Here is a 26,251-nt window from a genome sequence, read left to right as displayed (position 1 = left end):
GCGTGTGTGCGCGGCCTCAGGCCGCGGCCGCGGCGTCCAGGGCGTCGAGGACCGGCCGGATCAGCGGATGCGACTCCGCGCCGTGGCGGACCGCCGCGAACACCTTCCGCGTGGGCACCACGCCGTCGATGGGGCGGACGACGACCTCGCTCAGGTCCATGCCGCGCAGGGCCGAGCGCGGCACCAGGGCCACACCGGCGCCCGCCGACGCGAGAGCGACGACCGCGCGGAAGTCGTCGGAGGAGTGCTCGAACTGCGGGGAGAATCCGGCGTGTTCACAGGCGAGCACGACCACGTCGTGGCAGGGGTTGCCGGGGTACGGGCCGATCCAGGTGTCCTTGGCCAGGTCGGCCACCGGCACCCATTCGGCGTCCGCGAGGCGGTGCGTCACGGGCAGCACCGCGTCGAAGGGTTCCGCGTACAGGGGCACGCGCGTGATGCGGTCGTCGTCCGCGCCGGGCGCGCCCCGGTACTCGACGGCGACCGCGACGTCGATCCGCCGCTCGAGGAGCATGGGCAGGCTCGCGTCGCCCTCGGCGTCCTGGACGCGGACCCGGATGCCGGGGGCGGTCTTCGCCAGGTGCGCGAGGGCGGGGCCGACGACCAGGCCGATGCCGGTCGCGAAGGAGGCGAGCGTCACGGTGCCCGCCGCGCCGGTGCTGTAGGCGGCGAGCTCCGCCTCGGCCTGCTCCAGCCGGGCCAGGACCGCGTTGGTGTGCCGGAGCAGGATCTCGCCGGCCGGGGTGAGGCGCACCCCGCGCGCGCCCCGCTCCACCAGCTTGTGGCCGGTCTCCTGCTCCAGCGCCGTGAGCTGCTGGGAGACCGCGGAGGGGGTCAGATACAGCGCGGCGGCAGCCGCCGTCACCGTACGGTGGTCGGCCACCGCCCGGAGGATGTGGAGCCGCCGCGCTTCGATCATGCGCTTATTGTCCCAAACCGGTCAGCCGAGCTGCGCGCGGGCCTCCACGAAGGCGTCAACCGCCCGGTTCACGTCCTCCGTCGAGTGCGCCGCCGAGAGCTGGACACGGATGCGGGCCTGGCCCTGCGGCACGACCGGGTACGAGAAGCCGATCACGTACACGCCGCGCTCCAGGAGCAGCTCGGCCATGCGGCCCGCGACGGCCGCGTCGCCGATCATGACCGGGGCGATGGCGTGGTCGCCGGGGAGGATGTCGAAGCCCTCGGCCGCCATCCGCGTACGGAACAGCTTGGTGTTCGCGGCGAGCTGCTCGCGCAGGTCGCCCGCGGACTCCAGCAGGTCGAGGACCTTCAGGGAGGCCGCCGCGATGACCGGGGCGAGGCTGTTGGAGAACAGGTAGGGGCGGGAGCGCTGGCGCAGCAGGGCGACGATCTCGGCGCGGGCCGCGACATAGCCGCCGGAGGCGCCGCCGAGGGCCTTGCCGAGCGTGCCGGTGATGATGTCGACGCGGTCCATGACGCCGTGCAGCTCGGGGGTGCCGCGGCCGCCGGGACCGACGAAGCCGACGGCGTGCGAGTCGTCGACCATGACCATGGCGTCGTACCGCTCGGCGAGATCGCAGATGTCCACCAGGGGCGCCACATAGCCGTCCATGGAGAAGACACCGTCGGTGACGATCAGCTTGCGGCGGGCGCCCGCCTCGTCCGCCGCCTTGAGCTGGGCCTCCAGGTCGGCCATGTCGCGGTTGGCGTAGCGGAAGCGCTTGGCCTTGCTCAGCCGGATGCCGTCGATGATCGAGGCGTGGTTGAGGGCGTCGGAGATGACCGCGTCCTCGGCGCCGAGGATCGTCTCGAAGACACCGCCGTTGGCGTCGAAGCAGGAGGAGTAGAGGATCGTGTCCTCCTGGCCCAGGAAGGAGGACAGGCGCGCCTCCAGTTCCTTGTGGACCTCCTGGGTGCCGCAGATGAAGCGGACGGAGGCCATGCCGTAGCCCCAGCGGTCGAGGGCCGCGTGACCGGCGGCGATGACCTCGGGGTGGTCGGCGAGACCGAGGTAGTTGTTGGCGCAGAAGTTCAGGACTTCGCCGGGGCGGCCGCCCGCCGTGACGCCGACGGTGGCGGACTGCGGGGTGCCGATGACCCGCTCGGGCTTGTGCAGGCCCGCGGCCTCGATCTCGTCGAGGGTGGCCTGGATGTCTGCGCGTACGTTGTCGAACATGCCGTGAGTCCTTAGAAGCAGGGGGAGGTCGGAGCGCCGGAGAGACAGGAGAGGCCGGAGAGCCCGGAGAGAGGTGTCAGGCTTCCCAGTCGAGGATGACCTTGCCGCCGCGGCCGCTCGCCGCGTCGTCGAAGGCGGCGTCGAAGTCGGTGTACGCGTAGCGGCCGGTGATCACCGGGGCGAGGTCGAGGCCGCCCTCCAGGAGGACCGACATGGCGTACCAGGTCTCGAACATCTCACGGCCGTAGATGCCCTTGATGGTGATCATCGAGGTGACGATCCGGGCCCAGTCGACGGCGAACTCCTGCGAGGGCAGGCCGAGCATGGCGATCTTGCCGCCGTGGGTCATGTTGGCGAGCATGTCGCGCATGGCGGCGGGGTTGCCGGACATCTCCAGGCCGACGTCGAAGCCCTCGCGCAGACCGAGCGCGCGCTGGCCGTCGGCGATGGAGGACTCCGCCACGTTCAGGGCCAGGCTGACGCCGACCTTGCGGGCGAGCTCCAGGCGCTCCTCGCTGACGTCGGTGACGACGACGTTGCGGGCACCGGCGTGCTTGGCGACGGCGGCGGCCATGAGGCCGATCGGTCCCGCGCCCGTGATCAGGACGTCCTCGCCGACGAGCGGGAAGGACAGGGCGGTGTGCACGGCGTTGCCGAACGGGTCGAAGATCGCCGCGACATCGAGGTCCACGGGGACCCGGTGCACCCATACGTTGGACGCGGGCAGGGCGACGTACTCGGCGAAGGCGCCGTCGCGCCCGACACCGAGGCCGACGGTGGCGCGGCACAGGTGGCGGCGGCCGGCGAGACAGTTGCGGCACTTGCCGCAGACGAGGTGGCCCTCGCCGCTGACCTTGTCGCCGATGGCGATGTCGCTCACGTCACGGCCGGTCTCGACGACCTCGCCGACGAACTCGTGGCCGACGACGAGCGGCGCGCTGATGGTCGACCGCGCCCAGCCGTCCCAGCTGCGGATGTGCAGATCGGTGCCGCAGATCCCGGTGCGGAGCACCTTGATCAGTACGTCGCCGGGGCCGATGGACGGCTCGGGCACGTCCGCCAGCCACAGTCCCGGTTCGGCCTTCTCCTTGACCAGCGCCTTCAACGGCTCGGCTCCTGTCGTCGCGCACGCGGGCAGCACGGAGCCACTCGCGTAGCAAGCACATGGGGATGGTGGCCGTCGTTCTTGAGGACCGGCCGCCACCCCCGACTCTTCCTCACCGGGGCGCTTCGGGTCCATCGAGGTTTTCTTAAGCGCCGCCGCAGCTTTCCTACAGGCCTCCCCCGCCCCCTTGACCCCGCACCTGCCCGCGCTCGAAGTAGGCGGCCAACTCGGGATCGAGTGCGGGGACTTCGCGGGGTGTGCCGCCGCCGCGCAGCGACTCGGTGGCGCGCACGCCGGCCGCGACGGCCATCCGGGCGGCCACGGGTGAGGTGTCGGTCCGTCCGCCCTCGCGTACGAACCGCACGAACTCGTCGATGAGCAGGGGGTCGGCGCCGCCGTGCCCGGCGTTGTCCTCGGCGTCCGGGACGGGGTACGTGGCGTCCGCCTCGGCCCGGTACGTCGAGCGGCGCGCGTTCCACACCTTCACCACGCCCCCGGGTCCGTCGCCGAAGTTCTCCAGGCGGCCCGCGTCACCGATGACCGTGTAGTTGCGCCAGTAGTCGGGTGTGAAATGGCACTGCTGGTAGGCGGCGAGCACACCGTTGTCGAGGCGCATGTTGACCAGCGACACGTCCTCGACGTCGATGACCGGGTTCAGACCGCGCTGGGTGTGCGGCGGCCAGTGCCCGTCCTTGGTGTACCAGTCGTCGTGCTTGGGTTCGCCGGGCGCACGCCGGTGCGGGTTGTCGCCGTAGACCATGAGGTCGCCGAGGGCCTGGACGTGCCGGGTGTATCCGCTCGCCAGCCAGTGCAGTACGTCGATGTCGTGGGCGGCCTTCTGCAGCAACAGGCCGTTCGTGTACTGCCGTTCGGCGTGCCAGTCCTTGAAGTACCAGTCGCCGCCGTAGCCGACGAAGTGGCGTACCCACACGGTCTTGACCTCGCCGATCTCGCCGCGCGCGATGATGTCGCGCATCAGCCGGACGACCGGCATGTGGCGCATGTTGTGCCCGACGTACAGGCGGGTGCCGGTCTCGTAGGCGGTGCGCAGCAAGGTGTCGCATCGCTCCACCGTGATGTCGAGGGGCTTCTCGACGAAGACGGGCTTGCCCGCCTTCAGGGCTTCGCGGGCGACGTCGGTGTGGGTGTGGTCGGGGGTCAGGACGAGGACCGCGTCGACGTCCGGATCGTCGATGACCTTCTTGTGGTCGCTGGATATCAGGGCTCCGGGGAAGGCGAGGGCCGCCTCCGTGCGCGCCGCCGGGTCGTGGTCGGCGAGCGCGGTGACCCGGGCCCCCTCCCCCGGCCGGTGGGCGGTGCGGGCGATCGAGCCGCGCAGGCCGTAGCCGAGGACGCCGAGCCGGAGGTCGCCGGCGGCGCCGCCGGGGAGGGTTGCCATGGTGAACTGCCTTTCCTTGTACGGGTGTTGCCGCGTCCGGGACTACGGGTGGACGCGGACCTCGGCCAGGCCGACCTGCCCGGTTCCGGTGCGGATGACACGGACGTACCGGCCCTCGGCGTCGGTGTCGATCAGGGACGGGCCCTGCACCTTGCCGGTGATGTGGACGGTGGTGGCGTCCGAGAAGTCCGCGGAGTCGGCGATCTGCACGTCGACGTCGGCGGTCGGCATGCCCGCCGCGTTCCACAGCTCGACCTGTCCGACGTGCCGTACGGAGCCGAGGTCGACCTGCCACCAGGCGCCCGCCTCGGAGGCCGTCTTGGCGACGGTGGTGGAGCTGTCGCCGTCGAGGGCAAGGTCCGCGGTGGCGGTGCCGGACGTGGACGACTGGGTGGCGGTGCCGCCCGTCGCGAGGTTCTCGCGCAGTTGCTCGACCTTGCCGGGGTGGGCACCGGTCTTGTGGGCGACGTCCAGGGCGGCGGCCGGGAGCTCGTCCAGGCCGGTCCAGTTGTCGGTCATCACCGAGCCGGTGCCGGACAGGGCGGGCGCGGCGGTGTCGGTCCAGTTGTGGATGGCCGTGTTCTGGATGCCGTAGTCGGCCCAGTTGGAGACCCACTTGTAGCCGACTCGGGTGATGACGTTGTGCTCGACGGTGATGTGTGAGGACTGTTCGTCGAGGTAGACGCCGTTGCCGTCGCGCTCGGTGTTCTCGTAGCCGCTGCGGTTGATGTAGTTGCCGGAGATCACCGTGCCGGGCTGGGCGCCCTGGGTGTAGATCGCGCCGCCGTCGTGCTGGTCGTAGGCGACCCGCATGACGTCGTCGATCCGGTTGTTCGTGACGCGGTTGTCGCGCAGCACGGACTGCTGGGCCTCGGGCTGGTTCCAGCCCCAGCCGACGGAGATCGCGGAGTAGGGCAGGTCTTCGAGGGTGTTGTGGTCGATGACCGTGCCCGCCTCGTAGCCGGCCCAGATGCCGACGGCGTCCGTGAACTCGACGCCCGTACGGCGGATCGTGTTGTACGAGACGGTGTTGCGGGCCCCCGCGAGGTCGGCGGCGGGCTCGGGCTCCGTGTCGCCGATGTAGGCGGCGCCGGAGGACAGGTCGGTGAACCGGGAGCGGGTCAGTGTCGAGTCCTGGGTGCCCTGCTCGAAGATCGCGCCCGCGCCGCCGAGGTGGGTGAAGTCGGCGCCGGTGACGGTCACGTTCCGGCCGCCGCGCACGGTGAGGGCGGCGGCCGGCTTCGTGTAGTAGCGGCCCGCGTGGTCGACGGGTCCGGTGGCGCCGGTCAGGGTGAGACCGGCCTGCATGCCCGCGTAGCCCTCGTCGGTGGACGGCTGGTGGTACGCGGCGTACGCGAAGCCGATGCCCCGGAGCGTGACGTCGTGCGCGCCGTCGAGGGTGAGCAGCCCCTCGGTGGCCGGGGTGACGGCCTTGGCGCGGCGCATGTCGTCGCCCTTGCGCGGCAGGTACGTGATCGTGCGCGCGGCCGAGTCCCAGACGAACTCCCCGGGGGTGTCGAGGAGTTCACGGGCGTTCTCGAAGTAGGACACCTTCGCGTAGCGGGACGAGTCGACGGTGGTCGTGTCCCAGGCGGGTCCCGTCCGGTCGGTGCCGGAGGAGGAGTTGGTCCAGCAGGGCTGCGCGAACGTCATGAGGTCGCCGCTGACGGAGGCGATCCGGCAGTGGTAGTTGCGCCAGCGCACCCGGATGACGGCCTCGGCGTCGGTGGGGCGGGCCCATGCCGCGATGCCGGTCTTCTCGGCGCCGGTCATGCCGGTCTTGGTGGCGTCGCAGACGGCGGCGGCGCAGGAGCCGCCGCGGGCACGGACGGCGCGTACGCCGTCGACGAAGAGCTGGCGGGGCGTGACGCCCTCGGGGACCTTCGCGGTCCAGGTGCCGTCGGTGTTCTCGGACCAGCCGGTGAGGGCGCGACCGCCGGAGAGCACCGGGTGGGCGTGCGGCGCGGCGGCCCAGGTGACGCCGGATGCGTCGGCGCCGAGTGTCAGCGTCTTTGTCAACTGGTAGGTGCCGTCGGCGAGTTCGACCCGGTCGCCGGAGGACGCCGCGTCGCGGGCGGCCTCGACCGAGCACGGGCGTCCGACGGTGCAGGCGCTGCCGGAGCCGTGCGGGGCGGCGTGCAGGACCTTGACCGAGGAAGCCGCCTGGGCGGCCGGCAGCGGGGCGAGGGCCACAGCCGCGGCGGAGACGAACAACGCGGCGGCGGTACGGAACGTGCGGGCGCGGTGGCTCATGCGGCGGCCGTCCAATCGGGGTGGCCGGGCATCGGCGGGTTCACGGCGCCGAACAGCCAGTCCCGCAGGAAGGCGTCGAGCGAGCGGTCGCCGGTCACGTCGACCGCGTGCCGGATGAAGTCCTCACTGGTGACCGTGCGGTCCTTGAAGCGGCGGGGCCACAGCCCCATGATGCGGTCGAACTTTCGCTGTCCGGCCTGGAGTTGAAGCGCGTACAGGACGAGAGCGCCACCGTCGTAGATGTTGGTGCCGCCGAGGGCCTTGGGCAGTCCCGGCGGTCCGTCGCTCGCCCGGATCGCGTCCAGCTTTCCGTACGTGGTCCGCATCTTGTCGACCATCTTCGACCAGCCGCGCTCCTCGCTGTAGAGGGCGGCGTAGTACGTCGCCGGGCCCTCGTTCAGCCACGCCTGCTGCCAGTCGTTCGGGGTGACCGAGTCGCCGAACCACTGGTGGGTGAGCTCGTGCACCATCGTGTTCTCGTAGGTGGGGTTGCCGTCGGCGTTGAGCTTGAACCAGTTGGTGCCCATGAGGGTGAGCGTCGAGTTCTCCAGGGCGTCGGTGTACCCGTCGTAGATGTGCAGGCCGTACACCGAGAACGGATACTTCCCGAACTTCGCCTCCAGCCAGGCGAGATGGTCGGGCGTGCGGGCGACGACGGGGCCGTACTTGTCCTCCTGGCCCTGAGGCACGACGTGGCGCAGCGGCAGGCCCGTGTGCGAAGTGCCGTACAGGTAGGTGCCCTTGACGACGGCGATGCCGAGGAGTTCGGTGGGCATCCGCTCGCGCAGCGCGAAGTGCCAGACGGTGGAGCCGTCGGAGCGCCGGGTCTTGTGCGTCAACTCGCCGTTGGCGGCGGCGACATAGCCCTCGGGCGCGGCGATGTGGAACGTCCAGGTCGCCTTGTCGGACGGCGTGTCGTTGCAGGGCAGGAAGGTGTCGGCGCGCGAGGACTGCACGGCGGAGGCGAAGCCGCCGTCCGAGCCGAACCGCCAGCCGGTGAGACCGACGCGGGGCGCCTTGCCGTTGCCGCGGTACGCGACCGTGACGGTGAAGGGCGCGCCCTTGTGCAGGGGCGCGGCCGGGGTGACCGTCAGTTCCTGTCCCGACTTGCCGACGGAGAGGGCGGACGGGGCGGGGCTGCCGTTCACCTCGACGCTGTCGATGGTGTGGCCGTCGGTGTCGAGGTTGAACGCCGACAGGTCCTGGGTGGCCTGCGCGTTCATCCGCACGACGCCCGAGAAGTCGTAGGTCACCGGCGTGAAGTCGAAGGTGAGGTCGTAGTGGACGACCTGGTAGCCACCGTTGCCCAGCGTCGGGAACAGCGGGTCGCCGACGCCGGGGGCCCCGGGCTGCGGGTCGAACCCGGTCGCGCCTGCGGAGGTACCGGCCGCGACGGCGGGTGCCGCGAACAGTGGGACGGTGACAGCGGCGGCCCCGGCGCCCTTGAGGAGCGCGCGTCTGGTGGAGGTCACTTCTTCCCCTTCTGCGAAGCCTTCTCGAACTCGGCGCGACAGGTGTCGCCGCCGGCGTTGCGCCACTTCTTGACGAGCGCGTCGTACGACGACATCGGCTTGCGGCCGGTGACGAGGTCCTTCATGCCGTCCAGGTGGATGGTGTAGAGGCTGCCAAGCCCCTTGGAGTCCCAGGTCGGCGAGGAGTAGCTGAGCGTCGGGTCCTCGATCATCATCGGGATGATCTTGGTGTACGCCTCGTGGACGTACTTCGCCGCGTCCGGATTGGTGGCGCTGAAGAAGGCGGGCGCCGCGGAGGCGAGCTTGCCCCACGGCACGGTGACGTCCTGTGTGCCCTGCTTCGTCAGGACCGGGGTGCCGGAGCTGTCGCGCTTGTAGTCGGTGCCCTCGACGCCGTAGTTGATCAGCGTGTACTCGAGCGAGCCGAACGGGGAGGCGGCGAAGTCGGCGAGCCGCAGGATCTCTTGGACCCGCGCCTTGGCCGCCTTGGACACGAAGCAGTTCTGCAGCGACGCGTTGTCGGTCCAGGCGACCGCGTCCTTGCCGACCGGCGCGATCGGGCGGACGTCGAAGGCCTTGTCGATGGCCGCCATCGCGTCGACGTACCCGGCGCCGGGGGTCAGGTAGCCGGGCATGCCGTCGTACACGTACGCGGCCTTGCCGTTCTTGAAGAGGTTCGTGTACTCGGCCTTCTGCGCGCCGGACATCTGGACCGTGCCGGGGTAGAAGCACCCGGCCTTGTAGAGCTTGGCGGCGGTCTCGATGGCGTAGCGGTACTTGTCGTCCTCCAGCTGGTAGGTCCACTTGCCGGTCTTGTGGTCCATCTTCCAGTAGTGCTGGGCGCCGGAGGACATGGCGAGCAGGTTCACCGAGCCGCCGGTGAAGAAGTACTGCTTCTTCTTGGCGTCGGTCAGTTCCTTCGCCAGTTCCACGAGGCGCTCGACGGAGTCGATCTGGTCGAGGTTCGTCACCCCGGCCTTCGCGAACAGGTCGGCGCGGTAGAAGCCGGCGCCGGCGCTGCCGTTGCGCGCGATCGGGATGCCGTAGAGCTTGCCGCCCTTGACCGCGTCCCGCCACGCGTACTCCGGGACGGCCGCCAGGTTCGGGTACTCCTTGACCTTGCTGCCGGACAGGTACGGGCCGAGGTCGACGCACTTGGCGGCGAGGAACGAGGAGAGGTTGTCGACGCCGCCGGTCTCCGGATACATGAAGATGTCGGGCAGCTGGTCACCGGCGACCATCGTGGAGAACTTCGCCGGGTAGTCGTCGGCGGGCACGGCCGTGAAGTCGATCTCGGCGCCGAGCAGCTTCTCGATCGCCTTCCAGGCGGCGTTCTTGGAGCGGTCGGCGGGGAGCGGCGCGTAGGTCTCGGTGACGGCCGTGATCTTCTTGGCGCCCTTGAGCGGGGTGCCCTTGGTGGCCCTGACCAGGTCGGCCGGGTACTTCAGGTAGGCGCTGGGCACACCGGCCGCGGTGCCGGGCAGGTCGGCCGTGATGCCGTTGATGGCGCGGGCGGTGGTGGTCGGCAGGACCTTGCCGCCGATGGCCTCGGCCTTGGCGGCGGTGCCGCCGTCGCCACAGGCCGCGAGCAGCGGGGCGGCGGCGACACCGAGACCGACGCCGGTGCCCCAGCGCAGCAGGGTCCGGCGGTTGACAGGGGTGGAGCCGGGCATCGGGAACTCCTCAACACGAGGGGACACAGGAAAAGTTGGGGGGTGTGAGGTCGGGTGATCAGCCCTTGACGGCTCCGGTGAGCACGCCCTTGGTGAAGAACCGCTGAAGGAAGGGATAGACCAGCAGGATCGGCACGACCGCGATCACGAGCACGGCCATCTGGACGGCCTGCTGCGGGGCGACGGCCTCGCCGGCGGCGCCGCTGTCGAGGGCCTGGCCCTGGAGGATGAAGGTCCGCAGCACCATGGGCAGCGGCCACTTGTCGTTGTCGCCGAGGTACAGCAGCGCGTTGAAGTACGCGTTCCAGTACGCGACGGCGTAGAAGAGTCCGACGACGGCGATGACCGCCTTGGACAGCGGCAGCACGACCCGGACGAGGGTGCGGAAGTCACCGGCGCCGTCGACCTTCGCGGCGTCGTACAGCTCCTCGGGCAGGTTCATGAAGAACGCGCGCATCACGACGAGGTTGAACGCGCTGACCATCGTCGGCAGGACGAGCGCGGCGAAGGTGTTGTAGAGGCCGAGCTCCTTCACCAGAAGGAAGTTCGGGATGACGCCCGCGTTGAAGAGCATGGTGAACAGGGCCGTCATCAGGATGAAGCGGCCGCCGACGACACCGCGCCGGGACAGTCCGTACGCCATGCCGATGGTGGCGAGGAGGCTGCACGCGGTGCCGGCGACGGTGACGCCGACGCTCACGAACAGCGCGCGGGTGACGCGGCCGCCGGTGAACGCGGTGCGGTAGGCGTCCAGGTTGGGGTGGTCGGGCCAGAGCACGAGCCCGCTGGACTTGATGATGTCGGTCTGCGAGGCGAAGCTCGTGCCGATCACGCCGAGCAGGGGGTACGCGACCAGGGCCACGACGACCAGCAGGGCGAGCCCCTTGAAGAACAGGCCGATCCGGGTGGGCCGCTCCATCCAGGGCGGGCGGGCGCCGGACGGGCGCAGCTCGCCCTCCACCGCCGGCGTCGTCCTCGGCTTCGTGCCGAGGCGTCGCGTCCGCGACTTCACCGGTGTCGTCTCAACGGTCAGCACCGCGGTACACCCCTTCATGCCCGAGCCGGTGGGCGAACTTGTTGGCGCCGATCACGAGGACGGTCCCGATCGCGGCCTTGACCAGGCCGACCGCCGCCGCCGTGCCCCACTGGTTGTCACGGATACCGTGGAAGTAGACGTACGTGTCGAGGACTTCACCGGCGCCCGGTCCGACGGCGTCGCGCTGCAGCAGGATCTGCTCGAAGCCGACGGTGAGGATGTTGCCGAGGTTCAGGATCAGCAGCAGCACCAGGACCGGGGAGAGGCCGGGCAGTGTGACGTGCCAGAACCGGCGCCAGCGGGCCGCGCCGTCCATGGCCGCCGCCTCGTACAGGCCGCGGTCGATGGAGAGCAGCGCGGCGAGGATGATGATGGTGCCCCAGCCGGCGTCCTTCCACATGACCTGGAGCGCGAGCAGCAGCGGGAAGGAGTCGGGGTCGGTCATCATGTCGTAGCGCGGCAGACCGAGCGAGGCGAGCAGGTCGGGCACGACGCCCGCGCCGCCCAGGATCTGCTGGAAGATCGAGACGATGATGACCCAGCCGATGAAGTGCGGCAGGTAGACGACGCTCTGCACGAACCGGCGGATCCGGTCGCTGACGATGCTGTTGAGCAGCAGCGCCAGCCCGATCGGGACGGGGAAGAACAGCACCAGCTGGACGAGCGCGATCTTCAGCGTGTTGCCGGTCGCCGACCAGAAGTCGGGGTCGGCGAAGGCGTTGGTGAAGTTGGTGAACCCGGTCCAGGCGCTGTGCATGTAGCCGAGATAGGGCTGGTAGTCCTGGAACGCCACCATGTAGCCGAGCAGCGGGACGTAGTGGAAGACCACGAAGTACAGGAAGCCCGGCAGGCACAGCAGCAGCATCACCTTGTCGCGTTTGATGCGCTGCCACAGCGTCTTGCGCGGGATGACGGCGGGCAGGGGCGGAGCTGGAGCAGTCATGAGGGCGGTCCTGTTCGGCCGGTGGCGCAGAAGGCACAGCGGTGCAAAAGCCACGGTGTGGTGCGAGGCACGTAACTGCGTGTCTGCGGCGGCAAGTTAGTAAGCGGTTAACCCCATCGTCAATAGATTCGTGGCACAGCGGCGTTACGCACTTCTTTCAAGTTGCCTTCTTGGCCCGGCATTTCGGTATGTAAGCCCACGAGTCGTCATGAGAGTGGGAGCCATGACCTTGACGCTGACGCCGGGTGATCCCTAGCTTTCAGTAACGCCGTAGAACACGTTTACTGTCCGGAGGCAGGGTGCGTACCACTGACAAGGCACCGGTCCAGGCCACGGCCGCCGATGCCACACCGTCCCCGCGGCGGCCCCGCACGGTCCTCGCGATGAACGCCGGGGTCGTCGACGACGTCTTCCCTCCGGCCGTGCGGGCCCGCCTCGAGGAGGCCGCGGACATCCAACCGCCGCACGTCGTCACGGAGTTCACCAGTCCCGTGGCACGGGCCGCGCTCGCCGAGTGCGAGGTGCTGCTGACCGGCTGGGGGTGCCCGCGGATCGACGTCGCGACGCTCGATCTCACCCCCCGGCTGCGCGCGGTGATCCACTCCGCGGGCACGGTCAAGACCTTCCTCACCCCGGCCGCCTACGAGCGCGGGATCACCGTCTCCTCGGCGGCCTCGGCCAACGCCGTGCCCGTCGCCGAGTTCACCCTCGCCGCGATCATCCTCGGCGCGAAACGGGCCTTCTCGCTCTCCCATCTCTTCCGCACCCGGCGCACCCACCGCACCGCCGCCGACCTGGACCGACACCCGTGGCTCGGCACCCGCGGCATCACCGTCGGAGTGGTCGGCGCCTCGCGCATCGGGCGCCGCGTCCTCCAGCTGCTGCGCACCCTCGACACCGAGGTGCTCCTGTACGACCCGTACGTCGGCGAGGCCGAGGCCCAGCTGCTCGGCGCGACCCGTACCGACCTGGACACCCTCGTCGCCACCAGCGACGTGGTGACCCTGCACGCGCCGGAGACCCCCGAGACCCGGCATCTGCTCGACGCGCGACGGCTCGGGATGATGCGGCCCGGCGCACTGCTGGTGAACACCGCGCGCGGCCCGCTCGTGGACACCGAGGCGCTGACCGAGCACCTGGTCAGCGGGCGCCTCGACGCCGTCCTGGACGTCACGCAACCGGAGCCGCTGCCCCACGACCACCCGCTGTGGGAGCTGCCGAACGTCTTCATCACCCCGCACATGGCGGGCGCCCAGGGCAACGAGGTGGGCCGGCTCGGCGCTCTGGCCGTCGACGAACTCGCCCGGTACGCGCGCGGGGTCCCGCTCAACCATCCCGTGCGGCTCGAAGACCTGGAGCGGATCGCATGAGGGGCGCCCGGGGAGTGAACGCGGCACCGCGGCACGTCATAGGCTCTGGCCCGGGTGCACACGACGACCAGCACGACTTCCAGGGGGTGGGCCGGATGCCCCGGCAGAGTTCCACGGCGCCGGACCGCGGCGATCACGACGGCCAGGCAGCACAGGGCGGTGCGGGGACGGGCCCGCAGCGCCGGGCCACCGTCGTCGACGTGGCGCGCCTCGCCGGGGTCTCCACGGCCACCGTGTCGCGCGTCATGAACCGCAACTACCCCGTCGCCGAGGCGACCCGCGAACGCGTCGAGGAGGCGATGCGCGAGCTCGGCTACGTGGTCAACGCCCACGCCCGCGCCCTCGCCGGCGTCTCCGGCCGCACGGTCGGCATCATCGTGAACGAGTTGATCGACCCTTTCTACGCGTACATCGCGCGCGGCGTCGAACGCGAGGCCACCGACGGCGGGCGGCTCTGTCTGGTCTGCTGCACGCAGGGCGACCCGCGGCGCGAGCTGGCCTTCATCGAGCTGATGCACGAGCGGCGCGCGGACGCGGTGGTGCTCGTCGGCGGCAGCGTCGAGGACCGCGCGTACAAGGCCGAGCTGGCCCGACGCGCCCGTGACCTGGACGCGGGCGGCTCGAAACTGGTGCTGTGCGGCCGCCCCTCGCTCGGCCATGACGCACCGACCGTCGGCGTCGAGTACGACAACGAGGGCGGCGCCTTCGCGATCACCGACCACCTCATCGCGCAGGGCCACGAGCAGATCCTCTACCTGGGCGGCCCGCCAGGTCTCTCGACGAACCGGGACCGGCTCGCCGGCTACCGGCGCGCACTGGAGCTGCGCGGTATCGACCGCGACCCGGAACTGGAGCAGCCGGGCGCCTTCGGCCGCGCCTGGGGGCAGCGGCGGATGACGGAACTGCTGCGCGAGGGACCGCGGTTCAGCGCCGTGTTCGCCGCGAACGACATCGTGGCGGCGGGCGCGGCCGAGGCCCTGGAGGACGCGGGCCTGCGCATCCCGCACGACATGTCGCTCGTCGGCTACGACGACATCCCGGTGGCCCAGGAGCTGCGGCCGCGCCTGACGACCGTCCGCATCCCGCTGGAGGAGATGGGCCGACAGGCGGTCCGGGTGGCGCTGGGCAGCGGCGACGAGGACGAGTGGCGGGCCGGGAACACCGGCACGCTCCGCCTCGGCACGCACATCGTGGTGCGGGACTCGGTGGCGCCGTACTCCGGCGGCGGCGCGGGCAACGGCGTCGGCGGGTCGGGCGGCGCGGGGCGGCGTCGGCGGGGCTGAGGCGCCCCCGCCTCCGTCCCTGCCCGTGCCCCCGTCCCTGCACCCAGGGCGCTCCTGCGCGATTCTGCTCGTACGGGCACTCCTCGGCATAGTAACGAACAGAAACTCCTCGGACCCTCTTGCGGTGATGTGACAGCAACCGCTTACATGCTGAACGCGCCACTCCACACGCTCGCTGCTCCAGCACCTCGCGCAGCCCTCACGTGCCTCCTTCTCACTCCCTGCGCCTTCCGCGTCTGTCCCCTCGCCCACAGACACCGGTCCCTTCTCAGGAGTCCCTGGATGCGTCCTGCTCGCAAGCCCTTCGTCAGCCCCGCCGGATCCGGCGGCCCGGGGCGCCGCGCCGTACTCGGCGCCCTCGCCGGTGCCGGCGCCGCCACCTTCCTCGGCGCGTCCCCGGCCGCAGCCGCGGCCCCGGACACCTCCGCTCTCCACGGCGGTGACACCCTCCGCATCAAGGCGTTCCCCGGCGCCGAGAGCGAGCGGCTGCGCCTGGACCGTGCGCTGCGCGCCAGCGACTTCATCCCGACCGGCCGCTACGCGGCGCCGGGTGCCGAGGTCGCCGTCGACGTCCGCTGTGCCGCCGGGGTCCGGCCCGTCCTGCACATCGGCACCTTCGACTACTACAACACCGACACCGCGCTGCAGACTCCGCGTGCGGTGGAGCTCAAGCCGGGCCGCAACACCGTCACCGACGTGTACGGCGGCCCGCTGTACCTCTCCTTCGCCGGGCACGGGCAGCGCGGCGAGGTCCGCTTCGTCCGGGGCGCGGCGGAGATGGCCGTCTTCGAACTCGGCGTCACGACGGAGGCCGAGTTCCAGGCCCGGCTCGACGCGATCACGGACGTGCCGTGGGTCGAACTCCTCACGGACCACGCCATCCTGACGCTGACCCGCGAGGGCGCCCTGCTCTATCGCGGCGAGGACCACACCCGGCTGATGGGCCTGTTCGACACCGTCATCGACTCGCACAACCGGATCAGCGGCCTCGACGGCGGCACCAGGCTCGACCGCCCGAAGGCGGGCCGCTACCACTTCAACGAGGTCAGCGTCGTCCCGAAGGGAGTCGGCGCCTACGCCTGGCACGGCTACAACGGCTTCCCACGCGCCTACATGGACCGCCTGTGCACCGTCACCGGCCTGTCCACCCGCGGCTGGGGCCTCTACCACGAGCTCGGCCACCTCAACCAACAGGCCGCCTACCAGGCCGGCAGCCTCACCGAGGTCACCGTCAACATCTACTCGCTCGCCGCCCAGCGCACGCTCGGCCAGCCCTCGAACCTCCTCACGGTCAACGCCACGACCGGTCTCAACTGGTTCCAGTCCGCCCGCGCCAAGCTCGGCACCGCGGGCCTCTCCTACGTCGACGACTTCGGCGCGTACGAACAGCTGGTGCCCCTGCGGCAGTTGGAGCTCGCGTTCGGCGAGGACTTCTGGCCGCGCCTGCACAAACTGGTGCGCACCGAACACCAGCACGACGACCCGGTCGAGGACTACCAGCACCCGCCCGAGGTCGAGGCCCGCCAGTACCGGGCACTCGCCACGTATGCCTCCCGCACCGCAGGCCGTGACCTCACCGACTTCTTCGTCGGCACCTGGGCGATGCCGATCGACGCCGAGGGCATCGCCCGGATCGCCGCGCTGAGACTGCCGAAGCCGGACGTGGATCCCAGCAGCCTGACGGACTGACAGGGCGACCCGATGCCGGACCAGCGGTCCGATTCCCCCGTCTCCTCCGTCTCCTCCGTCTCCTCCGTCTCCCCCGCCTCTCTCGCCTCCCTCGCCTCCCTCCCCGACGACGGGACGACGGTCGCTTCCGGGCGACGCCCCTGGGTGGCCGTCCACCCGGCCAATTCGCGCGGCCCCGCGCACCGCGCCGCGTCCGTACCGCATCCGCACTGACCCGCACGCGCCGGACCCCACCACCCCGACTTCTGGGACCCACTTCGCGGTCTCGTGAGGAGACGCCCCATCATGCGCACTCCCGCTTCCTTGCCCCGCCGCTCCGTGCTCGGCGCGGCCGCGGCCGGCGCGGTACTCATCGCCGGCGCGGGCGCCGGCACCGCCCGCGCCGCCGGTGCCTGCTCGGTCACGCTCACCGCCCGGCCGTCCGCCGAGTCCGAACGTCTCCGGCTGGCGCAGGCCCTGCGCGCCTCCGAGTTCCAGCCCACGGGCCGGTACGTGCCCGCGGCCACGGAGCTCCGCATCGAGGTCCTGCCCTTCGACGACGTACTGCCGACGCTGTGGATCGGACAATGGGACTACTACGGGACGCTCAAGGAGCCCCGCTCGTACGCCCTCAAGGCCGGAACGAACCGGATCACCGACCCGTACGGCGGGCCGGTCTACTTCTCGCTGGAGGGCGCGGGCGAACGCGCCGGCGTCACCTTCAGATCCGGCTCCGTGCCGATGCCCGTCTTCCGTCTCGGCCAGACCGAAGAGGCCGCATTCCAGCGCCAGTTGGACGCCTACCCGGACGTTCCGGTGGTCGAACTGGTGGGCCCGCGCTCGATCGTCACGCTCACCCGGGACGGCGCGCTGCTCTACCGCGACGAGGACCACGCGGCCCTGCTGCGGCTCCTGGAGCAAATCATCGAAGCAGAGTCGCGGATCAGCGGTCTCGACTCCTCCAAGCCGGTGCACCGGCCGAAGGCGGGCGGCTACCACTTCACCGAGGTGTCGGTGGTGCCCTCCGGGGTCGGCGCGTACGCCACCCACGGCTACAACGGGTTCCCGCGCGCCTACCTCGATCGCGCCACCACCGTCTCGGGCCTGTCGACGCGCGGCTGGGGTCTGTACCACGAACTCGGACATCTGCATCAGCAGATGGCGTACAAGCCGACGGGCCTCACCGAGGTCACGGTCAACATCTACTCGCTCGCGGTGCAGCGCGCCCTCGGCCAGACCTCGAACCTCCTGACCGTCGACCCCAAGACCGGACTGAACTACTTCCAGTCCGCCCGGACGAAGTTCGGCACCGACGGGCTCACGTACGAGAAGTCCTTCGGCGCGTACGAGAAGCTCGTGCCGCTGCGCCAACTCGAGCTGGCCTTCGACGACTTCTGGCCGCGCATGCACCGGCTGGTGCGCGAGGAGAACCCGCAGTCGGACTACACGGAGACCGCCAAGCGCTACCGGGCTCTCGCCACCTACGCCAGCCGCGTGGCCGGCCACGATCTCACCGACTTCTTCGTGAACACGTGGGCGTTCCCGATCGACGCCGAGGGGCGGGCCGAGATCGCCGCCCTCGATCTTCCGCAGCCGCCCGTCGACCCGTCGGCCCTCACCGACTGACGGGCCCCCGGGTGTGCGGGGCCGGTGGTACCGGCTCCGCACGTCTCGGGTCCTCGCCGCGTCCAGCGCGCCGCAGCACGTGCTCCGCCCTCGCCCTTCCCGACTTCCCGCCCCGTGAGGAGCCTCGCCCCGATGCCCCCGATGCCCCCGATGCCCCCGAAACCCTTGCCTGACCGTCCGCTCGCCCGCCGTTCCGTCCTCGCCGGTCTCGTCGGCGCGACCGCCCTGACCGCGCTGGGCTCCTCCCCGGCATGGGCCGGTGCCCGCCGCCACCGTGCCGAGGATCCCGCGACCGTCGTCGCCCGGGCCTTCCCCGCGGCCGAGCCGGAGCGGTTGCGTCTGGCCACCACCTACCGCGGCAGCGACTTCATCCCGACCGGGCACTACGCACCGGCCGGCGCGACGGTCACCGTCCGCGTCGATCCCGTCGACGGCATCCTGCCGACCCTGCACGTGGGCACGTACGACAACCACCCAGACGACCCGAACCTCACGGCGCCGCGTGCCGTCACCCTCACCGCGGGGGTCAACACCTTCACCGACGCCTACGGCGGGCCCCTCCACCTGAGACTCGCGGGCGACGGCGAGCGCGCGATCGTCACCTTCCTGTCCGGCGCCGTCCGCATGCCGACGTTCACGCTCGACAGCACCACCGAGGGCGAGTTCCAGGACCAACTCGACACGCTCACCGACTCGTTGTACGTGGAGCTGGTGTCGCCGCACGCCCTGGTGACGGTGACCCGCGCCAGCTTCCTGCCGTACCGCGGCGAGGACCACACCGCCCTGATGCGTATCTTCGAGCAGGTCATCGACTCGCACGCCGCCGTCGCCGGACTCGACGGGTCCAGCCCGCTGCACCGCCGCAAGGCCGGCCCCTACCAGTTCAGTGAGGTCCCGAAGGTCCCCACCGGGGTGGGCGCCTACGCCACCCACTACTACAACGCCTTCCCGCCCGCGTACATGGACCGGCTGCTGACCGTCGGGGGACTCTCCACGCGCGGCTGGGGGCTGTACCACGAACTCGGCCATCTCCACCAGCAGTTCGCGTACCGGCCCGCCGGTCTGACCGAGGTCTCGGTCAACATCTACTCCCTGGCCGCCCAGCGCGTCCTCGGCCAGACGTCGAATCTCCTGACCGTGAACGCCTCCACCGGCCTCAACTACTTCCAGACGGCGCTGCCCAAGCTCGGCACGGACGGGCTCTCCTTCGCCTCCTCGTTCGGCGCCTACGAGAAGCTCGTCTCGCTGCGTCAGCTGGAGCTGGCCTTCGGCACCGACATCTGGCCAAAGCTGCACCGGCTCATCCGGGTCGAGAACCCGCAGTCCGACTGGGCCACCCAGGACGCCCTGCGCTGGACCACCTTCGCCGTCTGCACGAGCCGCGTCACCGGCTACGACCTCAGCGACTTCTACCTCGACAAGTGGGCCTACCCGATCGACGCCGACGGGGTCGCCGCACTGGCCGCCCTCGGGCTGCCCGAGCCGCCCGTCGACCCGTCCACTCTCAGCGACTGACACCGGCACGAAGGAGCGATCATGCAATGGAGCAGACGCCAGGCCCTCGCCCTCGCCGGGGCCGGTGCCGCCGCGACAGTGCTTCCCCTCGCGGGGAGCGCGGCCGCCGCCGACGACCCGTACGCGACGCTGCTCGCGCGCGCCGAGGAGCAGCTCACCGGCGGCGCCTTCGACGCGGACGACGCCGACTTCGCCGCCGCGCTCACCGCGCTCGACACCCAGGCGGCGGCCTGGTGGCGGTCCGTCGACACGTCGGCGGGGCGCACCGCGCTGTGGGCGGACCTGGCGCCTGCCTCCGATCCCGCGAAGTTCGGCCAGAGCTACCAGCGGCTGAGGACCATCGCGACCGCCTGGGCGACCCGGGGAACGTCGCTCACCGGTGACGCCGCCGTCCTCGCCGGGCTCCTCGACGCCCTGCGCCTGCTGCACGACGTCGGGTACAACACGACGCGCGCGGAGTCCGGCAACTGGTGGTACTGGGAGATCGGGGCGCCGCGCGCCCTCATGGACCTGTGCGTCCTCCTGCGCGTGCACCTCTCGGAGACCGACCTCGCCTCCTACCTGGCCACCGTCGCGAAGTTCGTCCCGAACGCGGACCGCCGCACCAACTACCCCACGCTCGCCGAGACCGGCGCCAACCGCGCCGACAAGGCCGTGATCGTGGCGCTGCGCGGGCTGCTGTCGGGCGCCTCGGACGTGGTGGCGCTGGCCCGCGACGGCATCAGCGACGTGCGCGACGCGGGCCGCAACAGCCTTTTCCGGTACGTCACTTCGGGCGACGGCTTCTACGCGGACGGTTCGTTCGTCCAACACGACTACGTCGCCTACACGGGCACGTACGGGAGCGTGCTGCTCGGCAGTGCGGGCCAGCTCATCGCGCTGCTCGCCGGATCCGCCTGGGCCGTCACCGACGCGGGTGTCACGGTGCTGTACGAGGCCGTGGAGCGGACCTTCTCCCCCGTCCTGTTCGACGGCGTGATGATGGACGCGCTGCGCGGCCGCGCCGTCTCCCGGGAACGGGCCCGTGATCACACCGACGGCGCGACCGCCGTCGCGAACATCCTCCAACTCGCCGCCGGCGCACCGCAGGCGTACGCGGACCGCTGGCGGGCCGCCGCCAAGGGGTGGATCCTGCGCAACCGGGAGACTCCGTACGCGACGCTGGTCGGCATTCCCGCGCTCGCGACCGCCAAGGCCGTCGTCGCCGACCCGGCGATCCGTCCCGCCGCGCGCCTCACCGGGCATCACGTCTTCGCCGACATGGACCGCGTGGTGCACCGGCGCCCTGCGTGGGCGCTCGCCCTGTCGCTCTCCTCCCAGCGGATCGCCGCCTACGAAGCGGGCAACGGCGAGAACCTGCATGGCTGGTACACCGGCGACGGCATGACCTACGTGTACGACGGCGACGACCTCGACGCCTTCGGGGACGGCTTCTGGCCGACCGTCGATCCGTACCGCCTTCCGGGCACGACGGTCGACACGCGCGCGCGGGTGGACCTCGGCACTGCCGGAGGCACCAGTACCTACCGCCCGAAGAACGCCGTCGCCGGCGGCGCCGCGCTCGGCGGCCGGTACGGCGCGGCGGCGATGGAGCTGACGGCGGAGGGCTCGACGCTGCACGCCAAGAAGGCGTGGTTCTGTCTGGACAACGCGGTCGTCGCGCTCGGCTGTGACATCAGGGCGGGCGACGGCAGAACGATCGAGACGGTGGTGGAGAACCGGAATCTGCACGCGGGCGGCGCTCCGGCGCTCACCGTCGACGGCCACCGGCAACCCGCCGATCAGGGCTGGTCCGCCGAGCTGACGGACGCGCGCTGGGCCCACCTCGACGGCACGGGCGGCTACGTCTTCCCGTCCGGGGGACCACTGCGCGCGCTGCGTGAGGAACGCACCGGCAGCTGGCGAGACGTCAACACCGGTGCGGACACCGCCGGAACCACCACGCCGGTCACCCGCCGGTACGCCACTCTCTGGTTCGACCACGGCGTCTCGCCCACGGCGGCCTCCTACGCGTACGTACTGCTGCCGGGGGCGAGCGCCACCACGACGGCGTCCTGGTCGCGGTCCCGCCCCGTGCGTGTGCTGGCCAACTCGCCCACGGTGCAGGCCGTCGCCTGCTCCCGGCTCGGGCTGCTCGCCGCGCACTTCTGGGCGGCGGGTGACGTCGACGGGCTGAGCGCCGACGGGCCGGGAACCGTTCTGGTGGTCCGCCGCGACGGGGGTGTCTCGGTCGCCGTCGCGGACCCCGGCCGCACCGCTACCACCCTCACCGTCCGCCTTCCCTTCCCCGTGCGCGCGGTGGTGCGCGCCGACGACACCGTCCAGGTGAGGCCCGGGCGCCGGCCCGTGCTCACCGTCCAGGTGGGTGGCTCGCGCGGCCACACCCACAGCGCCGAACTCGCCTGATGCCCCTGCCCCTGCCCCTGCCCCTGCCCCTGCCCCTGCCCCTGCCCCTGCCGGCTTCCCTACCGCTTTCATGCCGATCCCCCGTACATTCCGACCTCATGTGAACCACCGCGTCACCCCGCCCGATCAGCCCCACCCGACCGAGGAGCCAGCGAACCCTCATGCCCGCCCCGTACTTCTCCCTGCCGCCCACCGACCGTGTCCGATCCCCGCTGACCGGTTGGACCCGGGCGCACTGGGAGGCGCTGGCCGACCGGCAGTTGGACGCCCTGCTGCCGTACGCCACACCGGGCCGCGCCCAGTACCGGCTGCCCGGTCGGGCCAGCTGGTCCGGGGTCGTCTCGGACGGGCTCGAAGGGTTCGCCCGGACCTTCCTGCTGGCCTCCTTCCGTATAGCGGGCGCGGCGGGATCCGACGGACCGGACGGGCCGGGCTCGTCCGCGATCCACCACCTGATCGAAAGGTATACGGAGGGTCTGACAACGGGCACGGACCGTGACAGCGGGGAGGCGTGGCCCGAACTCACCCACTGCTCCCAGCAGATGGTGGAGGCCGCCTCGATCGCGGTCGGACTGCACGAGACGCGCCCCTGGATCTGGGACCGGCTGGACACCCGGGTACAGGAACGGGTCGTCGACTGGTTCTCGGGGTTCGTCGGGAAGCGGACCTGGGACAACAACTGGCGGCTCTTCCAGGTGGTTTCGGAGCAGTTCCTGGCCTCGGTCGGGGCGCCGTACAGCCAGAGCGACATCGACGGCGGCCTCGACCGGATCGAGGACTGGTACGTCGGCGACGGCTGGTACAGCGACGGCGACGGCCGCAACTTCGACTACTACATCGGCTGGGCCATGCATCTGTACCCGCTGCTGTGGGCCCGGATGGCGGGCGAGGGCGGGGACGGCGGTCGCGCCAAGGTGTACCGCGAGCGGCTGTCCCAGTTCCTCACCACCTACCCGCAGTTCTTCGGCGGGGACGGCGCACCGGTCCACCAGGGACGGTCACTGACGTACCGGTTCGCGGCGACGGCGCCCGTATGGATGGGCGCGCTCGCCGACTGCACCCCGCTCGCGCCCGGGCTGACCCGGCGCCTCGCCTCGGGGACCGCCCGGCACTTCGTGGAGCGCGGCGTGCCCGACGAGCGGGGGCTGCTGCCCCTGGGCTGGTACGACACGTTTCTGCCCGCCACCCAGCCGTACTCCGGGCCCGCGTCCCCGTACTGGGCGAGCAAGGGATTCCTGGGCCTGCTGCTGCCGGCCGACCATCCGGTGTGGACGGAGCGCGAACGGCCGCTGCCCGTGGAGGAGTCCGAGCAGTACACGGCGCTGCCGGCCCCGGGCTGGCTGCTGCACGGCTCGCACCACGACGGCATCGTGCGCCTGATCAACCACGGCAGTGACCACAACCCGCTCGACGGCCCTGCCACGGACGATCCGCACTACGCCAAGCTGGCCTACTCCACGGCCACGGCCCCCGAGTCCGCCGCACACGCCTGGGCCCGGACCGTCGACAACCACATCGCGCTGCTCGCCCCCGACGGCACCGCGTCCCGGCGCCGCCGTATCCACCCCCTGACCTGCGCCGGTCGACGCGCCTCCTCCCGTCACGAAGCTGAACTCCCGGGGCACGACGAAGAGTTCCCGATCGAGTCGACGAGTGTGCTGCACGGCCCGTGGGAGCTCCGGGTACACCGTGTGCAGGCTCCCGCAGGTGTCTCCGTGCGCGAGGGCGGCCACGCGGTGGCCGACGCGTCCAAGCCGCGGACCGAGCAGGGCCCCGGCTGGGCGCTCGCGCGCACGGAGCAGGGGTTGACCAGCGCGGTGGTGGCCCTGCACGGCTGGGACACGGACACGGGTGTGGCGCATGAGGTCGAGGCCAACGCGTACGGTCCGCACTCCGCCACCCCGTACCTGCACGCCCGCGACCACGCGGGGGGCTCAAGTGTCCATGTCACGCTGGTGGTTCTGACCCGCGACACGGTGCATCCCGAGGTGCTGCGCGCGTCGATCACGTGTGAGGTGGATGAAGCGGAAGAGGCTGGCGGGGCGGGAGGGGCCGTACGGATCACGTTCCCCGACGGCGAGACCGTGACCGTGTGACGGTTAAACCGTCTGACGGCGAGACCGTGACCGTGTGACGGTTAGAGCGTGTGACGGCGGGGCCGTGACCGTGCAGGGTGCCGGATCGGTCGGGTCGGGTACTCTCCGGTTCCTCGTACCGGCCGACCGACGGAGCCCTCGTGAGCGTCCCGCCACCGCATCAGAACCCGGATTTTCCCGGCCAGTTCGGGCCCCCGCCCCCGGTGCCTCCGCCGGTCTCCCCGCCTCCTTATGGCTCGGCTCCGTACGGGGCCCACGTGTACGGGCTCGCGCCCGGTATGCCGCCGGTGATGCTGATGCCACCGAGTGTGCGGGCCGCCCGGATCGTGGCGCAGGTGTTGGCTGGGCTGATCATCGTGACCGCGGTCGCCATCGGTGTGGTCGCCGGGCCGGAGGCCGCGGGCGAAGTGATCGGCAGCAGTCTGCTGACGCTGGTGGTCGCCAGTCTTTCGTGGCGCTTCCACTGCGCGGGCAATGGCCTGCGGATCACGTCGATCATCCTGTCGAGCATGCAGATCTTCTTCGCCTTGGGCGCGGTCGCCGAGCACGTCAAGGGCGGCGGGGTGCTGCCGCTCGGAAGCTCCATCGCCCTCGTCACCCTGCTGTCGCAGTCGTCGGCCAAGGCGTGGTTCACCCGGCCGTTCCACGCTGTCTGAGGCGTCTGCGGCGTCTGAGGAGTCTGAGGAGTCTGAGGCTCAGCGGTATCTGAGGTCCGCGGCCCCGCCCCCGGGCCCTCCTCACACGATCAGGTCTCCGCGTCTGCGGACCACGTCCATCAGTTCGCTCGCCATCGCCTTGATGATGGCGAGGCCCGAGCGGCCCCAGGGGCGCGGTTCGGTGTCGACCACGCACACGGTGCCGAGTGCGAGACCCGTACGGTCGTCGATCAGCGGGGCGCCCAAGTAGGAGCGGATGCCGATCTCGTCGACCACAGGATTGCCCGCGAACCGGGGGTAGTCGCACACGTCTTCAAGGACGAGCGCTTTGCGGCGCACGACTACATGCGGGCAGTATCCGTGGTCGCGCGCCATGTAGCGGCTCACGGAGCTGTCGGACACCGACTCGGCCGCCGCCGCGCTCAGCTCGCCGCCGCGATGGTCCCCGTCAGGCGTGTGCAGCCCGGCGAAGAACTGCCGGTTCTCGTCGATGAAGTTGACCATGGCGTAGGGCGCCCTGGTGACCTCGGCGAGCCGGTCCGCGAACATGTCGAAGGCGGGCTCGGGCCGCTGCCCCAGGTCGAGCCTGCGCAGTCGCCGAGCCCGCTCCGGTCCTTCCTTGTCGACGGGCGTCACCAGCAGTCGCCCGTTCGCGTCGTACGTCATGTGTGGGCTCCGAAGCCGCTGGCCGCGGGCGCGGCGTGGGCCAGGAGGTGGCGGACGAGGGTGAGCAGGGTCTGGATCCCGGAGCTGGAGATGCGCGCGTCGCAGCGCACCACCGGCACTGCGGGGTCCAGGTCGATGGCGGCGCGCACCTCCTCGGGTTCGTAGCGGTAGGCGCCGTCGAACTCGTTGACCGCCACGATGAACCCCATGCCGCGCTCTTCGAAGAAGTCGACGGCGGCGAAGCAGTCCTCCAGGCGACGCGTGTCGGCGAGGATCACTGCCCCGAGCGCGCCCTCGGAGAGCTCGTCCCACATGAACCAGAAGCGCTCCTGGCCCGGTGTGCCGAACAGGTAGAGCACATGCTCCGGGTCCAGGGTGATGCGGCCGAAGTCCATCGCGACCGTCGTCTCCACCTTGTTCTCGATGCCGTCGAGACTGTCGGTGTCCGCGCTGACCGTGGTGAGCAGCTCTTCCGTGCTGAGCGGAGCGATCTCACTGACCGCTCCGACGAAGGTCGTCTTGCCGACCCCGAACCCGCCCGCGACCAAGATCTTCAGTGCGGTGGGGAACAGGTCAGAGCTGTCGTCGTAGTCCATCGAGCACTGCCTCCAGTAGGGACCGGTCAGTGGGGTTGTCGTGGAACATGGGGGGCTTGGCGGTGACCGCCCCGCAGTCGACGAGGTCGGAGAGGATCACCTTGGTGACGGCTGCGGGGAGCTTCAGATGCCCGGCGATCTCAGCGACCGACGTGGGCTGCGCACACAGGTCCAGTGCTTGACTGTGCTCGGGCCCCAGATAGCCGAGGGGGGTCGCCCCAGTGGCCATGACGAGGGTGAGCAGGTCCAGCAACGTACTCGGCCGGGTGCGCCCGTTGCTGACGGTGTACGGGCGCACGAGCCGGCCTGCGGCGCCGTCGAGCCACGGCCCGTCCTGCGGGGCCGCCACCC

21 protein-coding genes are annotated in these 26,251 nt (G+C 71.1%); 9 read left to right on the top strand and 12 right to left on the bottom strand.

Annotated elements, in window-relative coordinates; translation table 11 throughout:
* Positions 1-16: 16 nt before the first annotated feature.
* The 9 genes from J3486_RS00535 to J3486_RS00495 all read right to left on the bottom strand — a co-directional run bounded on the left by J3486_RS00535 (position 17) and on the right by J3486_RS00495 (position 11,940).
* A complete protein-coding gene (locus J3486_RS00535; RefSeq protein WP_207817903.1) occupies positions 17-919 on the bottom strand; it encodes a LysR family transcriptional regulator in 903 nt (300 codons plus the stop codon).
* A 21-nt stretch (positions 920-940) separates the two neighbouring features.
* Positions 941-2,137: a glycine C-acetyltransferase gene (locus J3486_RS00530; protein WP_207817902.1), complete on the bottom strand. Its 1,197-nt coding sequence runs from the start codon at positions 2,135-2,137 to the stop codon at positions 941-943.
* Between the two features lie 76 nt (positions 2,138-2,213).
* A complete protein-coding gene (tdh, locus tag J3486_RS00525) occupies positions 2,214-3,242 on the bottom strand; it encodes an L-threonine 3-dehydrogenase (protein ID WP_207817901.1) in 1,029 nt (342 codons plus the stop codon).
* A 166-nt stretch (positions 3,243-3,408) separates the two neighbouring features.
* A complete protein-coding gene (locus J3486_RS00520) occupies positions 3,409-4,641 on the bottom strand; it encodes a Gfo/Idh/MocA family protein (RefSeq protein ID WP_207817900.1) in 1,233 nt (410 codons plus the stop codon).
* Between the two features lie 42 nt (positions 4,642-4,683).
* Complete coding sequence (locus J3486_RS00515) at positions 4,684-6,894, bottom strand: right-handed parallel beta-helix repeat-containing protein (protein WP_207817899.1); 2,211 nt, start codon at positions 6,892-6,894, stop codon at positions 4,684-4,686.
* Positions 6,891-8,366, bottom strand: coding sequence for a M1 family metallopeptidase (locus J3486_RS00510; protein ID WP_207817898.1), 1,476 nt, complete (start codon positions 8,364-8,366; stop codon positions 6,891-6,893). Before J3486_RS00510 ends, J3486_RS00515 begins: the two co-directional genes overlap by 4 nt.
* On the bottom strand, positions 8,363-10,039 hold the full coding sequence (locus J3486_RS00505) for an extracellular solute-binding protein (RefSeq protein ID WP_207817897.1): 1,677 nt from the start codon (positions 10,037-10,039) through the stop codon (positions 8,363-8,365). Before J3486_RS00505 ends, J3486_RS00510 begins: the two co-directional genes overlap by 4 nt.
* A 58-nt stretch (positions 10,040-10,097) precedes the next feature.
* Entirely contained in the window at positions 10,098-10,958 is an 861-nt protein-coding gene (locus tag J3486_RS00500) for a carbohydrate ABC transporter permease (protein ID WP_207818872.1), read from the bottom strand.
* Between the two features lie 103 nt (positions 10,959-11,061).
* On the bottom strand, positions 11,062-11,940 hold the full coding sequence (locus J3486_RS00495; protein WP_207818871.1) for an ABC transporter permease subunit: 879 nt from the start codon (positions 11,938-11,940) through the stop codon (positions 11,062-11,064).
* A 461-nt stretch (positions 11,941-12,401) separates the two neighbouring features.
* Between J3486_RS00495 and J3486_RS00490 the strand changes: the two genes are divergently transcribed.
* From J3486_RS00490 to J3486_RS00450, 9 genes are all read left to right on the top strand, one after another.
* Positions 12,402-13,388 (top strand): hydroxyacid dehydrogenase, encoded by a 987-nt coding sequence (locus J3486_RS00490; protein WP_207818870.1) that lies wholly within the window; start codon positions 12,402-12,404, stop codon positions 13,386-13,388.
* A 95-nt stretch (positions 13,389-13,483) separates the two neighbouring features.
* Positions 13,484-14,671, top strand: coding sequence for a LacI family DNA-binding transcriptional regulator (locus tag J3486_RS00485; RefSeq protein WP_207817896.1), 1,188 nt, complete (start codon positions 13,484-13,486; stop codon positions 14,669-14,671).
* Between the two features lie 282 nt (positions 14,672-14,953).
* A complete protein-coding gene (locus J3486_RS00480) occupies positions 14,954-16,360 on the top strand; it encodes a M60 family metallopeptidase (protein ID WP_207817895.1) in 1,407 nt (468 codons plus the stop codon).
* Positions 16,361-16,372: 12 nt separating this feature from the next.
* Positions 16,373-16,573, top strand: a complete 201-nt coding sequence (locus J3486_RS00475) for a hypothetical protein (protein WP_207817894.1) — start codon at positions 16,373-16,375, stop codon at positions 16,571-16,573.
* Between the two features lie 72 nt (positions 16,574-16,645).
* Positions 16,646-17,965, top strand: coding sequence for a M60 family metallopeptidase (locus J3486_RS00470; RefSeq protein WP_207817893.1), 1,320 nt, complete (start codon positions 16,646-16,648; stop codon positions 17,963-17,965).
* Positions 17,966-18,115: 150 nt separating this feature from the next.
* Positions 18,116-19,480 carry a M60 family metallopeptidase gene (locus tag J3486_RS00465; protein ID WP_229377292.1) on the top strand — a complete coding sequence of 455 codons (1,365 nt, stop codon included), beginning with the start codon at positions 18,116-18,118 and terminating at the stop codon, positions 19,478-19,480.
* A 21-nt stretch (positions 19,481-19,501) separates the two neighbouring features.
* Positions 19,502-21,886: a polysaccharide lyase 8 family protein gene (locus tag J3486_RS00460; RefSeq protein ID WP_207817891.1), complete on the top strand. Its 2,385-nt coding sequence runs from the start codon at positions 19,502-19,504 to the stop codon at positions 21,884-21,886.
* Between the two features lie 161 nt (positions 21,887-22,047).
* Complete coding sequence (locus J3486_RS00455) at positions 22,048-23,982, top strand: DUF2264 domain-containing protein (RefSeq protein WP_207817890.1); 1,935 nt, start codon at positions 22,048-22,050, stop codon at positions 23,980-23,982.
* 257 nt (positions 23,983-24,239) lie between these two features.
* Positions 24,240-24,638: a hypothetical protein gene (locus J3486_RS00450; RefSeq protein WP_207817889.1), complete on the top strand. Its 399-nt coding sequence runs from the start codon at positions 24,240-24,242 to the stop codon at positions 24,636-24,638.
* A gap of 81 nt (positions 24,639-24,719) precedes the next feature.
* On the opposite strand, the gene J3486_RS00445 is transcribed toward J3486_RS00450, so the two are convergent.
* The 3 genes from J3486_RS00445 to J3486_RS00435 are packed head-to-tail and all read right to left on the bottom strand — an operon-like array spanning position 24,720 to position 26,249.
* A complete protein-coding gene (locus J3486_RS00445; protein WP_207817888.1) occupies positions 24,720-25,304 on the bottom strand; it encodes a GAF domain-containing protein in 585 nt (194 codons plus the stop codon).
* A complete protein-coding gene (locus J3486_RS00440; protein ID WP_207817887.1) occupies positions 25,301-25,900 on the bottom strand; it encodes an ATP/GTP-binding protein in 600 nt (199 codons plus the stop codon). The genes J3486_RS00445 and J3486_RS00440 overlap by 4 nt, the downstream gene beginning before the upstream one ends.
* The gene (locus J3486_RS00435) at positions 25,878-26,249 is read right to left on the bottom strand and encodes a DUF742 domain-containing protein (RefSeq protein WP_207817886.1); all 372 of its coding nucleotides are present in this window, start codon (positions 26,247-26,249) and stop codon (positions 25,878-25,880) included. The genes J3486_RS00440 and J3486_RS00435 overlap by 23 nt, the downstream gene beginning before the upstream one ends.
* Positions 26,250-26,251 lie beyond the last annotated feature (2 nt).

It is taken from the genome of Streptomyces sp. VRA16 Mangrove soil, from assembly GCF_017377775.1.
GTDB lineage: Bacteria > Actinomycetota > Actinomycetes > Streptomycetales > Streptomycetaceae > Streptomyces.
The sequence above is the reverse complement of the archived record's forward strand: the minus strand, read 5'-3'. Positions and strand labels throughout refer to the sequence as shown.

What these genes read in the sequence shown, in the direction of transcription:
- J3486_RS00535 (WP_207817903.1), bottom strand. Translation starts at nt 919, where the DNA reads ATGATCGAAGCGCGGCGGCTCCACATCCTCCGGGCGGTGGCCGACCAC.
- J3486_RS00530 (WP_207817902.1), bottom strand. Translation starts at nt 2,137, where the DNA reads ATGTTCGACAACGTACGCGCAGACATCCAGGCCACCCTCGACGAGATC.
- J3486_RS00520 (WP_207817900.1), bottom strand. Translation starts at nt 4,641, where the DNA reads ATGGCAACCCTCCCCGGCGGCGCCGCCGGCGACCTCCGGCTCGGCGTC.
- J3486_RS00515 (WP_207817899.1), bottom strand. Translation starts at nt 6,894, where the DNA reads ATGAGCCACCGCGCCCGCACGTTCCGTACCGCCGCCGCGTTGTTCGTC.
- J3486_RS00505 (WP_207817897.1), bottom strand. Translation starts at nt 10,039, where the DNA reads ATGCCCGGCTCCACCCCTGTCAACCGCCGGACCCTGCTGCGCTGGGGC.
- J3486_RS00500 (WP_207818872.1), bottom strand. Translation starts at nt 10,958, where the DNA reads ATGGAGCGGCCCACCCGGATCGGCCTGTTCTTCAAGGGGCTCGCCCTG.
- J3486_RS00495 (WP_207818871.1), bottom strand. Translation starts at nt 11,940, where the DNA reads ATGCTGCTGCTGTGCCTGCCGGGCTTCCTGTACTTCGTGGTCTTCCAC.
- J3486_RS00490 (WP_207818870.1), top strand. Translation starts at nt 12,402, where the DNA reads ATGAACGCCGGGGTCGTCGACGACGTCTTCCCTCCGGCCGTGCGGGCC.
- J3486_RS00485 (WP_207817896.1), top strand. Translation starts at nt 13,484, where the DNA reads ATGCCCCGGCAGAGTTCCACGGCGCCGGACCGCGGCGATCACGACGGC.
- J3486_RS00480 (WP_207817895.1), top strand. Translation starts at nt 14,954, where the DNA reads ATGCGTCCTGCTCGCAAGCCCTTCGTCAGCCCCGCCGGATCCGGCGGC.
- J3486_RS00475 (WP_207817894.1), top strand. Translation starts at nt 16,373, where the DNA reads ATGCCGGACCAGCGGTCCGATTCCCCCGTCTCCTCCGTCTCCTCCGTC.
- J3486_RS00470 (WP_207817893.1), top strand. Translation starts at nt 16,646, where the DNA reads ATGCGCACTCCCGCTTCCTTGCCCCGCCGCTCCGTGCTCGGCGCGGCC.
- J3486_RS00465 (WP_229377292.1), top strand. Translation starts at nt 18,116, where the DNA reads ATGCCCCCGAAACCCTTGCCTGACCGTCCGCTCGCCCGCCGTTCCGTC.
- J3486_RS00460 (WP_207817891.1), top strand. Translation starts at nt 19,502, where the DNA reads ATGCAATGGAGCAGACGCCAGGCCCTCGCCCTCGCCGGGGCCGGTGCC.
- J3486_RS00455 (WP_207817890.1), top strand. Translation starts at nt 22,048, where the DNA reads ATGCCCGCCCCGTACTTCTCCCTGCCGCCCACCGACCGTGTCCGATCC.
- J3486_RS00445 (WP_207817888.1), bottom strand. Translation starts at nt 25,304, where the DNA reads ATGACGTACGACGCGAACGGGCGACTGCTGGTGACGCCCGTCGACAAG.
- J3486_RS00440 (WP_207817887.1), bottom strand. Translation starts at nt 25,900, where the DNA reads ATGGACTACGACGACAGCTCTGACCTGTTCCCCACCGCACTGAAGATC.